Here is a 10,623-nt window from a genome sequence, read left to right on the forward strand (position 1 = left end):
CCATCACGCCCTCCGCTCTCGTAGTGGCGCCAGAATCCCGGTCGCGCTGGTGAATCGCAGATTCGCGAGGAGCGCGGTGAGCTGGCCTTTGGAGGGGTTGGTCGGGATCGGGTATCCGGCGGTGATCGACCCGACCAGGTGTTCCGGGGAGTGCTCGACCATGGCGAGGGCCCGCTCGGCGCAGTCCTGCAGAAAGTCGCAAGAGGCGCACATATCGCGGGCCGCCATGATCTTGTTGGCGTTTCGCCGAGCGGGAAAGAAGCGGTCCGGGTCTTCCCGGCAGGGGCCCGGGATCACGGTCGCGAAGATGGTGGTGGTCTGGTGAGTCCGGTTCATCGGGGGGTCTCCTGGCAGTAGGTGCAGGGCATGGGAGCGGCGGCGTAGCGCACCTGGAAGACGAATCCGCCTGCCGCGCAGGCGAGAAGGAGCACGAAAAGGGCGATCGCGATCCACCCGTCGGCGCTGCGCGGGGCGCGCTGGCTGCTCGTGACGGCGTGGTCGGTGTCTGTAGCGGGAGTCATCTGAACGCCCCGCTCATCGCGATGAAGCCGACGAGCTCGGCGGCGGTCAGGCCCAGTTGTGCGGCGGAGTCGGCCAGCACGCTGTCGGCGACGGCGGCCGCCGAGATCGCCGTGATGGCGCCAGGCAGGTCGAACTCACGTCCGGGGAGGTAGCTGACAACCCAGAGGTTGTCACCGACGTACACGCCGCTCTGGCGGGTGTATTTCGAGGTGATCGAGGTCTCGGTGATCACCACGTCGGCCCGCTCGGTGGGTTCGGGAACTCGCACGCTGTCGGATTCGATACGGCGGCGACGCCATGTGGTCATGTTCACGCCAGCCACCCCTGCCGGGTGCGGTGGTCCTGCATGGTGCGCAGGACCGCGTCCAGCGGGTCGAGGCCGACCACCTCGGCGAGGCGAGTCACCTTGTCCCACAGGCGCGTCGCCTGTTTGGTGCGGGCGAAGAGCAGCTGGTCGGCGAAGTGGCTGACCAATGCGGCGAGGTCGAGTGCGGCCTCAGCCTGCTCGCGGGTCAGGACGACCGCGCCGGGCTCGAAGCGCCAGTAGGAGATCACATAGCGATCGGCGCTGACCAGGAACGCGTAGTGGTGGGTATCGGTGTGGCGAAGGTATCGGGATCGGGAGTCCTGTCCGGTGGACTTCATTTGGGGGTCCTCTCTTCGGTGATCTAAGTGTGTCATGACTGTACTAGAACAGTCAAGAGACATCTATATCACCCAAGTGAGTTATGAAGGACTATGATGCGGTGATGGGCACCTCGAAATACGTCCAGATCGCCGACGATCTGGATAAGAAGATGGCCGATGGCCAATACCCCGTCGGCAACACGCTGCCCGCCAAGCGGGCGCTGCAGGAGATCTACGGTGCCGCCGCCGGCACGGTCAACCAAGCTGTCGAACTCCTCGTCAACCGCGGGCTGGTCGAGGTCCGCCAAGGCTTGGGAACCTACGTACTCCCCCGGCCCGAGCCTGGCCCGTCGATCCCCGAACGCACCGAGGCGCTGGAAAACGAAGTCGAACAACTGCGTCGACGTGTCGCCGACCTAGAGGAGAAGTGCAAGTCGATCCCCGCACTCGAGCGACAGATCCATCAGCTCGAAGCCCTGGTCGGCGAGGCACGGTCGAACTTAGGCTTGTCCGACCTGCCGATGCACCACAGCGAGTCTGCAGAGGCCGCAGGATGATCCACTACCTGCCGACATCGTCCACAGCGTCTGTGACCGCGCTGGGAACACACTCAGCATGGCGCCCCGACTACGCCGCGATTGCGCGCCGCCGCATCGCTGACGCACGTACCAGAGCCGGACAGAACCACAGCGAGTTCGCGACGCGCCTCACCCAACAACTCGGCCGCCCTGTCGCCGCGGGCCACGTCCAAGCCTGGGAGTCGACCACCACCCCACCGGGAGATGTCCTGCTCGCTGTCAGCGCGCTGGCACCGACACCCGCGACCCAGATCGGCATCCGGTCACACAAATTCATCGCGGCACAGATCCCCCCGGCTGCAATCGGCGATCTCGTCGCCGCTGTCGACGCGGCACCCACTGAGGAGTTCGGCAAGCTCGGCGGATGGTCGGCTCCGATGGCTCGCCCCGGCTGCACGATGAAGATCTTCGCCTTCGGCACCGTCATCATTCACCTCGCAGAAGAGGTCGACGCAGCCGACATCACCTCGATCGCCCTGTGGCGCTATGACACCTACCCCGCCGACTTGCAGTGGGCCAGTGAGACATTGAGCTCACTGACAGACGCACCGGTCACCGGCTCCTACATCCTGAGCTTGTACTGGATCTACACCGCACCGTGGGTTGGCGCATCGCTCGAGACCGCCGTCCGGCTGATCTGCTCACCCCGGGTGCTGATCGATCCTGATGCGCCCGACGGCGCCGCGGCGCAAGTCGCAGGGGAACGCATCGAAGCTCAACTGCTCGCGGCGGGATATCCCGACGTCAAGATGGCAAGTTTCGGCATTCCCGGAGTCTCAACCGGATTCGCATCCTGGTCCGGCGTCGCCTACCACCCGCACGACCCCGCTCGCGCGCTGTCGGAGCCCCGCGTCGTCACCTTCGAGATCGCGTTGCAGGCGATCTGGTCCTATACCCATGCGATCAACGAATCGCCGGGGTCGATCGACCCGAAGTTCGGGCACCGGTTCCTGCGCCGAGTCCGACCGATGCTGTTCACACCGCGGCCGCAGGAGACCGGCTCGGAGTACTCGATGCGCGAAGCCATCACCACCACCAGCGGGCTGATCGAACAGCTCGAGCTGGCCATGGACGCACTGCAGGAGATCTAGTGAACATCGACAACGCCGCGCTGATCGTGATCGACGTCCAGAACGGGTTCATCACTCCCGATTCAGCACCGGTAGTCCCAGTGGTCGACAACCTGATTCGGTCCTGGGCGCCCTCCGGTCAGCCGATCGTGATCACGCGGTTCGCCAACTACCCCAACTCGCCCTACGAGCGTCACATCGGCTGGACAGCCCTGCAGAGCCCGGAAGAGATCGCGGTCGTTGACGAGCTCGCACCGCACCTGGAGCTCCCCAACGTCACCGTCATCGACAAGCAGATCTACAGCGCCTTCACCCCTGAAACGATTACCGCGCTACGTGATCTCGCCGTCACCGATGTGATCCTGTGCGGCATCGCGACCGACGCTTGTGTCCTCAAGTCCGCGCTGGACGCCTTCGAACTCGGCTGGACACCGTGGGTGGTCCGAGATGCCGTCGCCTCCAACGCAACCCGGCACCGGGCCGACCAGGTCCACGAAGCCGCCCTGCTGATCATCGGCCGATCCGTTGGCGCCGGTCAGATCATCACGAGCACCGAGGTTCTCAATGCTCTGAACGGACACAGCACTTCGTGATCGCCGGCGGGGCACTAACCCAGGAGAATTTATGGGTGTGTCGGCTCGCTTCTCGAGTCACCGTGAGATATCTATATTCATATGGGCCGACCCATATCAAGACCGCCAGGGAAGTTCGTGAACCTGAGAGTCACCGAAGCGCTGGAAGCTGCTGTCGCAGCAGAGATCGACCGCCGCGGCTGGACCAAGCGGGCGTTCTACGAGTACGCCCTTGAGGCCGAGCTCGCGATTGCACATGGGGACATACCCGGCACAACCGCGATTCCCGCCAAGGTAGGCCTGAAATACCTTTCCGGAACGACCTCGCCAGGCGGAGTCATGCTCTCGCTGCACGTCATCAAGGCCTACCAGGCCTATCTGCCCAAGAGGATCGGTGCCAAGAAGGAATTCTTCGACCGTGCGCTGCTGCGCGAACTCGGACTGCTGACCCCATCCGAGCACACCAGCGAGCATCACCAAGGAGGTGAAGCTCCACAGCGGATCTCGGCCTGACCAAGCCGAGAAGCCCGCGAGGTGACTGACCTCTCCCCCACATACCCCATAACGCAAGAACCCCCCCACAGCGGACCAGGCTGAGAGGGGTTCCGGACCCCCGAGGGGATCATGTCTTTCCAGGACAGATCTCAGGGTAGCGCACGCCTGCGATCTGGCAAGTACCGACACGCCAAATCGCCCTCTCCTACCCTGAAAAAGGCATCGCCCGCCGACAGACCGCTGCGGTTGGTCTTGTCGGACGAGGCTTACTCGAACGCTGGTGCACCGCCGTGCTGGTGGTCGCGCGTCAGATTCGTGGCGCACTGCGTCGCGCTCTACGACGAGCACTACCGGGCTCTGCGCCGCGACGGACTCGTCCCGTCGATCAGTCGATCGACCTGGATGGCCTACGTCATCGCGGAAAGCGCCACGGCCGACAGCGCCACCGGTCGCGACTGCCGACCGACAGTGCGCAGACTCCAGCGCCTCGTCACCCGGTCGAAGTCCACGATCCAACGCTGCCGCCGCCTCGCGGTCCAGCTCGGCGTACGCACGGTCGTCTTTCGTGGCCGGCACCGCACGAAGGCAGAACGGCTCGAGTCCTACGATCGCCAGGACAAGGGCCGGGGGTGGGCATCGGTTGCGGCGCTGCATGAATCGACCACACTGGCTGTGGATGAAAAAGCGGTCGCAGAACTGCTCGACCTGGGAATTGACACCCCACTACCGCAAAGCGGTGGTAAGTCTGTTCTCTCATTGTCGGCTGAAAAAAAACTTCCCGAAAAGACCGAGGATCCCGCTCCGCGACCGAAGAAGACCAACCGCAGCGCACCGATCTGGGACGCCAAGGCCGTCTCTCTCGCTCGAAACTGCCGCGCTGACATGAGGATCCCGGACTGGATCGCTGGAATCGCTCTGGGCAAGCTCACCGCGGTTCTCACGCCTTACGCCCGCGCTGGATGGCTGGTCGACGACGTGTTGACCGCGATCGAACAATTCCGCCTCGCTGGTCATACGCTGCTCACCGATCCCGAAAACCCCTCCGGCTACCTGGTTCACATGCTGCGCCGGGTGCCGGTCAACGAGCCCCCTGCCAGGATCGCACGTGGCCAGCGGGTTCAGAGGGAACACCATCAGCGCTTCGAGCAGCAGCTGTCCCGAGACGATGTCGAGCGAGCAAAAAAGACCGCTCAGTCTGTTAACTCGGACTCGGTGGGCCGCAAGCTGTTTGCCGAGTTCCGGGAAGCGAACCGGCTGCGCGTCAGTGGCCGCGCCGCTGCCCGGATGAGGACAGAAGAATTCGCCCGGCGAGAGATCGCCTTGTCACTCCGGCATACCGGATGAGAATCATACTGCTCGATCACGACTGGTCAGACCTCAATGGTCGCTCTCGACGATCACCCCATGAGGTCAGCGCTGCTGATCGCATGTACCGCAAACGTTCGCTGCCCCTGTCCCCGCTACGAACGCAAGGACAGGAGCAGCAATCCCAGGTGAGGTCAGTCTTCGATCTGGCTTTCGATCCGCTTGGCGAGGTTGCGCAGTCGCTGGGCAACGTCGCGAGCTTCGTCAGGATGGTCGCGCGAGCCCTCGACAAGCTGGGCCGTGATTCCTTCCAACTTCCGCACCGCCAGCACCAGCCGATCACCCTTTGCTGCGGTGTCGACCGAAAGCCCCTGCTGGAGCGCCCGAATGCGCTTGATGACCTCGTCCTCGTCGAACGGGCCGTCCGGCACGACAGACACGGCCTCCTTGACCTTGGCCGCAGTCACCTTGTCTGCCTCGGCCACCACGCTGTAAACGGTGATCGCAGCGTCCTGGCCGTAGCGGTCAGCCACTGGAAGCAGTTCGCGCACTTGCGCTTCGTTGATGGTTGGTGCGCCGGAGCGGAGTCGGTTCGCGAGCGGCCATGCCCTGATCAGCTTGTTTGCGTACCCGCGTTGCATGCCCCATTTGTCCTCGACGTACGCCTCGAACGTCGGATGCGTCGATCGGTAGAGCCTGGCGTTGCGAATGATCTCCAGTGCGCGACCGGCCACCGCGAAGGCCATCCGAAGCGCTTCGATCGACTGCTCGAGCATTTCGAGTTGCTGTTTCTCGCGCAGCGTGAGCGCGGTGTCGGATCCGTCCTCGCCGACCGTGGCAGGTATCGGCATCTCCATCACCGCGTCGAACACTGCAGGCGTGGGATCGGCCGGCGTGACCACGGGCGTGGCCACAGGCGCAGGCGGCCAGTCGGCGTTGTGCAGCGGAGAAACCGGCGGGGTGTGCGGTGACGTGTCAGCGACCGCATTGACACCACCCCCCAGCGTGCCCTTTCCGGCTGATCGCTTCGGCGGCGGCATTACGACGCCACCTCGGCGCTGAGGTATCTGGCAACAAGCTCATCGCCGACAGCCTGATATTCACCGAGGTCGCTGATCGGGTTCTCAGCTCCTCCGCCGACCTTCCCGTCTGCGGCTTCGCGGTACCACCGCCAGTCGGACAGGAACGCTTCGAAGAGCTCGTAGCCAGCATCGGCGAGATCCTTACGCGCGATGCGGTGTTCGGTGGATACGTTGATCTTCTCCCCATCGACTGTTCGCCATTGGGTCGGTACCTTGGCCAGCAACACCCGCACATTGATCTCATGGCTGACCTGAGCGGCTGCTTCGCTCGCGGCTTGGAAGGTGGACGGAATCCGGTTGTACTCTGAAGGATTCGTCGCAGTCATCAAGATCAATTCCTGCGTGCGCCGGACCGCCGCTTTGAAGATCTCATCTGACTCACCGCCAGCGTCGACGATGATCACATCGTAGAGCGAGCTGTTGTCGTCGATGCATCGGTGAATCTGCTTGGACGGGAAGGGAACCAGCGCGAAGGGAGGTTCGATTCCACCGTCGCGGAGACGTCGATACCAAGAGTCTCCGGTCTGGGACAGTGGGTCCGCGTCGATTACGAGCACCCGAAGTCCATGAACGATCGCGAAGTAGCAGGCGAGGAAGAACGCGGAGGTGGTCTTCGCTGCGCCGCCCTTGAGATTGCCGAGAGTGATGACAAGTGGCTTCGGGATCTCAAGCGTGACGGCTGAGGTCATAATCCCCTCCCTGGAGGACAGGTTCTGGTAGTGCGCGCTAAGTGTGTCACATGCGGCGCGGCCGAATCGCGTGGACACGATGACTGCGGCCCCCAAGCGTCGGATTGGGTCCAATTGGACCCAATCGTGTGGACAGCCTGCAGACGGGTGCGTGAGCCTGATGGGTCCAATTGGACCCATCAGGGCCGGTGCGGCCCCACCTCCGCTCTACGGCAACGCAATTCCGGAAACAATGGGGCAAAAATTGGCGCGAACGCTGGCGCCCAAGCTCTGCGTCTGGGTACAATTTTTGAGCAGACGCGCAAACGCGCAGATGCGCAAATTCGCGCCCACAAGCGAGTGTTGGGCACAGAAGGGGAGCTGGCCAATGCACACGTCGGTCAACATGGACACCGACCTCTACGATCAGGTGGAGGTCGTGCGCAAAAGTCTCGGAAGGCATCTCGGCCGCCGTCGCTGCACGTACACGGAAACCATGATTGCCCTGGCGGAGGAACTCGTCGCGGACGATGCGCTCCAAGCCCGCGTTGTGAGCCGCCTCAGCCGCCAGGGCGACAACGTGACAGAGACGCATGTTGCGCTCACTCTGGCCACCATCGTCGCGATGATCGACACCGCCAGTGACGATCTGAACGCGACCAACCGCGGCGAGCTCGCCGACGATCTCGCCGCTGCGCGACCACAGATCCGGTCGATCATCACCCGACTCCTCAAGGGCAAGAGCGAATGAAACTGACAACTCGCAGCGACGAGGCCGACCTCGCCGATCTCGTCGAAAAGGCCAAGAATCGGCTCGCTCACCAGGACCACCCAGCGCTCCGTGCGGCACGGTCAGACGAGGAGCTCGCGAAGGAAGCTCAAGTCGAGGCCTACGCCCGGAAGATGACTCGCAAGGAACGCGTGGGCTCGATCCGCCACGGGGCCGGACTGCGCCGACAGCGACGTGCAGCCGAGCGTGCCATCGCAAAGGCCACCAATCGGGACCAGATCGACGCGCACAATGCCTTGGTAGCACAGCGCCGCGAGCACTCGCCGGCCGCCAAGTTGGCCGCACTGTATCGGCAACGGAAGTGGTCGCTGCGCGTGCTGGCCGGGGTCGTCGTCGCTGGCATGGTGTTTTCGGCGGTCAACGTCCAACACAACCTGGCACCGTCTGGACCGAGCGACCCGCTGTACTGGGTCAGCTACCTGCTCGAGGCGATGATCAGCGCCTGCCTGGTGGTCATCATGGTCGGTTCCAATGCGGTCGCCGAGTGGGGCGTCAACAACAACAAGAACCAGGTCGTCACCGCTGAGCTGACCTTGCTGGGCCTCAGCATCGGTCTGAACTGCTACCCCTACGTTAGCCCGCTCCAACTGGACAAGCTCCTTCCGAACTCGATTGCGCCAGTGATGATCGGCATTGCTCTGCTCATCCATAACGCGGTTTCCGAACGCTACGGCGTCGCGATCCAACGAGCGTCGGCCGCAATGGGTCCGGTAGAACTTCATGACCTGTCGTCGGTGGACAGCCTGACCCTCGCTGATGTGGACAGTCCGATGGATCTGGAAGCAACAGCCAACACCGCGATTGCATCGACGGATCGAGTGCAACTGCCGGAGGTGGAAGTCCCGGTCGACTTCTCCGTCGCGCAGCCGCAGCGGGCTGAACAGCGTACGGACGAGATGACGGCGCCGGTCAGTGCTGATGTCCAGGCAGAGCACGCAACGGCGCTTCCAGGCGACGACAGCGCCGATGCAGGGCACGATAGTGTGGCGACGCCTGTCGTAGCACCTGGCGACGAGCGAGCTGTCGAGGTGCGTCACGAAGAAGCGGCAACGGATGCCTTCGGAGCAGCTGACCCGTTGGGCGTTGACAGGAATGTGGAGACCGACGGTGTCAGCAGCGAAGTGGTTGCAGCGCAGGCTGAGAGCTCGGCGTCGGAGCAGCCTTCGCCCGCCGAGGCAGGTCCGGTGCAGCCGGTCGATGGCTATACCGACGCCGAGGTGCACGCCGCCTTCGACCGCGCCGACCGCAATACGATGGCCACCGAGCCCGCTCCTGCTGGCGTGGCGCAATCCCGCGCACGCTCGGCGCAACATCACGCTCAAGCCGAGCGTGCCGTCCAGCCCACGGTGGCGCCGATGAAGCCCGTCAGCCGTTCCTCGAAGCCGCCCCGTTCTGCTGGCAGCCCCGCTGGTGCGTCGCGGGTGAACGTGGTCAGGGGCACTCTCGCGGTCGTTCCCAACGGGGTCGAAGACGAGGTCGACAGGGCTGTGGCGCTCATCTGCAAGACCGGGCGGCGATCGCCGGACATGGTCAGAACGGTTCTGACGTTGAAGCTCGCAGGCGAATCGAACCTGCAGATCGCTGAGAAGACGAAGTGTGACGAGGCGAGTGTGCGGCGCATCATCAAGTCCGCGCAGCCACACCTCACCTTCCCAATCTGAACTAGCACTGAGTGCGTAAGAGGGGCCCGACTGAACATTTCAGTCGGGCCCCTCTTACGCACTCAGTGGAAGCGGCGAACCGGGTGGTGATCCGGGCAGAATTCCCCGCGGTTACCCATCCACCAGCCGGACGCGCTCGCGGTCTCGCGGAGTACCTCCTCGGCTGCTCGCTGCTCAAGCTCCTCGAGGAAGGCCTTGCAACCTCGATGGTCGCAGGCCATGAACAATGAGTGGGCAATCACGTCTGACAGTATGACGCGCCGATCGTTTTGGCGCGACTGCTTCTAGCGGTCCGTCACAGTGACAGTTCGGTCGGTACTGGGTTTCCATCGGGGATGCGGGCGCCGGTCATCCCCTGCCGCAGTCTTTGAATGGGTCCAATTGGACCCATTCGATCGGGTTCACCGAGGTGTCCGACGGCGACAGCCTCGCCGCGATTGTGCTTCCGACTGTCTCGCACGGAGGCGCCACGGCTGGACGCGGCGCTACTTGCTGGAGACGGCCCGCGGAGCTTTGCGGTCTGCGGGCGGCCGCCGGCCAGCACAGTGTTCTGTTCATGACATCCGAGCGCTCGGCTCGGAGCGGGACCGCCGCGTCCCAAGCTCTTGATCGCACCGCGACCGCCCTCAGTGCGTAGGCCCAAGGGAGCTGCCCCACCGTATCGGTCCTCTGAGTCTCAAGCTTCCCGACCGCCGAGGTGCCGACCTGCCGACCGCCGACCGTGCCGCCGAGCATCTACCAGCGACCGCCGGGGGCCAGGGCGCCGCCCGCCTGTGCGGCGAACCGCCGACCGTCGTCCGCCGAGCGCGGGGGTGCGCCGAACCGCCATGCGCCGAACCACGTGGGCGCCGAACCGCCGACCGTCGTCCGCCGAGCGCGGGGGTGCGCCGAACCGCCATGCGCCGAACCACGTGGGCGCCGAACCGCCGACCGCGGTTGCGTGCCCGCCGAGCACCGTCCGTCCGTGCTGCGAACCGCCGAACCCCCAGCCTCGCTGCCGCCGAACCGCCGACCGTGCCGCCGAGGTGCCGAGTGCCGGACCGCGGAGGTGCCGACCGCCGACCGCCGACGTGCCGCCGTGCCGTGCGCCGACCGCCGAGCGCCGACCGCCGACCGCCGACGTGCCGAGCAGCCGTGCGCCGACGTGCCGAGCGCCGACGTGCCGAGCGCCGACCGCCGAGCGCCGACGTGCCGAGCGCCGACCGCCGACCGCCGTGCGCCGAGCGTCGACGTGCCGAGCGCCGACCGCCGAC

14 protein-coding genes are annotated in these 10,623 nt (G+C 64.7%); 8 read left to right on the top strand and 6 right to left on the bottom strand.

Going from position 1 to position 10,623, the window contains the following annotated elements:
- Positions 1 to 3: 3 nt before the first annotated feature.
- The 4 genes from ACFWFP_RS31460 to ACFWFP_RS31475 are packed head-to-tail and all read right to left on the bottom strand — an operon-like array spanning position 4 to position 1,167.
- Positions 4 to 336, bottom strand: coding sequence for a WhiB family transcriptional regulator (locus ACFWFP_RS31460; protein WP_379301152.1), 333 nt, complete (start codon positions 334 to 336; stop codon positions 4 to 6).
- Positions 333 to 521 (bottom strand): hypothetical protein, encoded by a 189-nt coding sequence (locus tag ACFWFP_RS31465; RefSeq protein WP_379301154.1) that lies wholly within the window; start codon positions 519 to 521, stop codon positions 333 to 335. The genes ACFWFP_RS31460 and ACFWFP_RS31465 overlap by 4 nt, the downstream gene beginning before the upstream one ends.
- Complete coding sequence (locus ACFWFP_RS31470; protein WP_379301156.1) at positions 518 to 835, bottom strand: hypothetical protein; 318 nt, start codon at positions 833 to 835, stop codon at positions 518 to 520. The genes ACFWFP_RS31465 and ACFWFP_RS31470 overlap by 4 nt, the downstream gene beginning before the upstream one ends.
- Positions 832 to 1,167, bottom strand: a complete 336-nt coding sequence (locus ACFWFP_RS31475; RefSeq protein ID WP_379301158.1) for a hypothetical protein — start codon at positions 1,165 to 1,167, stop codon at positions 832 to 834. Before ACFWFP_RS31475 ends, ACFWFP_RS31470 begins: the two co-directional genes overlap by 4 nt.
- 83 nt (positions 1,168 to 1,250) lie before the next feature.
- Here ACFWFP_RS31475 and ACFWFP_RS31480 point away from each other — a divergent pair, with 83 nt between their 5' ends.
- From ACFWFP_RS31480 to ACFWFP_RS31500, 5 genes are all read left to right on the top strand, one after another.
- The gene (locus ACFWFP_RS31480) at positions 1,251 to 1,706 is read left to right on the top strand and encodes a GntR family transcriptional regulator (RefSeq protein ID WP_379301160.1); all 456 of its coding nucleotides are present in this window, start codon (positions 1,251 to 1,253) and stop codon (positions 1,704 to 1,706) included.
- Positions 1,707 to 1,738: 32 nt separating this feature from the next.
- Positions 1,739 to 2,818: a hypothetical protein gene (locus ACFWFP_RS31485; RefSeq protein WP_379301162.1), complete on the top strand. Its 1,080-nt coding sequence runs from the start codon at positions 1,739 to 1,741 to the stop codon at positions 2,816 to 2,818.
- Positions 2,818 to 3,390 carry an isochorismatase family cysteine hydrolase gene (locus ACFWFP_RS31490; protein ID WP_379301164.1) on the top strand — a complete coding sequence of 191 codons (573 nt, stop codon included), beginning with the start codon at positions 2,818 to 2,820 and terminating at the stop codon, positions 3,388 to 3,390. Before ACFWFP_RS31485 ends, ACFWFP_RS31490 begins: the two co-directional genes overlap by 1 nt.
- Before the next feature lie 117 nt (positions 3,391 to 3,507).
- Complete coding sequence (locus ACFWFP_RS31495) at positions 3,508 to 3,882, top strand: hypothetical protein (RefSeq protein WP_379301166.1); 375 nt, start codon at positions 3,508 to 3,510, stop codon at positions 3,880 to 3,882.
- 297 nt (positions 3,883 to 4,179) lie between these two features.
- Positions 4,180 to 5,208 (top strand): hypothetical protein, encoded by a 1,029-nt coding sequence (locus ACFWFP_RS31500; protein WP_379301168.1) that lies wholly within the window; start codon positions 4,180 to 4,182, stop codon positions 5,206 to 5,208.
- 155 nt (positions 5,209 to 5,363) lie between these two features.
- On the opposite strand, the gene ACFWFP_RS31505 is transcribed toward ACFWFP_RS31500, so the two are convergent.
- A complete protein-coding gene (locus ACFWFP_RS31505; protein WP_379301170.1) occupies positions 5,364 to 6,209 on the bottom strand; it encodes a hypothetical protein in 846 nt (281 codons plus the stop codon).
- Positions 6,209 to 6,940 (bottom strand): ParA family protein, encoded by a 732-nt coding sequence (locus ACFWFP_RS31510; RefSeq protein ID WP_379301172.1) that lies wholly within the window; start codon positions 6,938 to 6,940, stop codon positions 6,209 to 6,211. The genes ACFWFP_RS31505 and ACFWFP_RS31510 overlap by 1 nt, the downstream gene beginning before the upstream one ends.
- 367 nt (positions 6,941 to 7,307) lie before the next feature.
- Here ACFWFP_RS31510 and ACFWFP_RS31515 point away from each other — a divergent pair, with 367 nt between their 5' ends.
- The 3 genes from ACFWFP_RS31515 to ACFWFP_RS31525 form a co-directional block, all read left to right on the top strand.
- The gene (locus ACFWFP_RS31515) at positions 7,308 to 7,670 is read left to right on the top strand and encodes a hypothetical protein (protein ID WP_379301174.1); all 363 of its coding nucleotides are present in this window, start codon (positions 7,308 to 7,310) and stop codon (positions 7,668 to 7,670) included.
- Positions 7,667 to 9,370 carry a hypothetical protein gene (locus tag ACFWFP_RS31520; protein ID WP_379301176.1) on the top strand — a complete coding sequence of 568 codons (1,704 nt, stop codon included), beginning with the start codon at positions 7,667 to 7,669 and terminating at the stop codon, positions 9,368 to 9,370. Before ACFWFP_RS31515 ends, ACFWFP_RS31520 begins: the two co-directional genes overlap by 4 nt.
- Positions 9,371 to 10,418: 1,048 nt before the next feature.
- The coding region (locus tag ACFWFP_RS31525) for a hypothetical protein (RefSeq protein ID WP_379301178.1) at positions 10,419 to 10,623 on the top strand (205 nt) is incomplete at its 3' end.

This window comes from Nocardia sp. NPDC060249, assembly GCF_042728755.1.
Taxonomy (GTDB): domain Bacteria; phylum Actinomycetota; class Actinomycetes; order Mycobacteriales; family Mycobacteriaceae; genus Nocardia.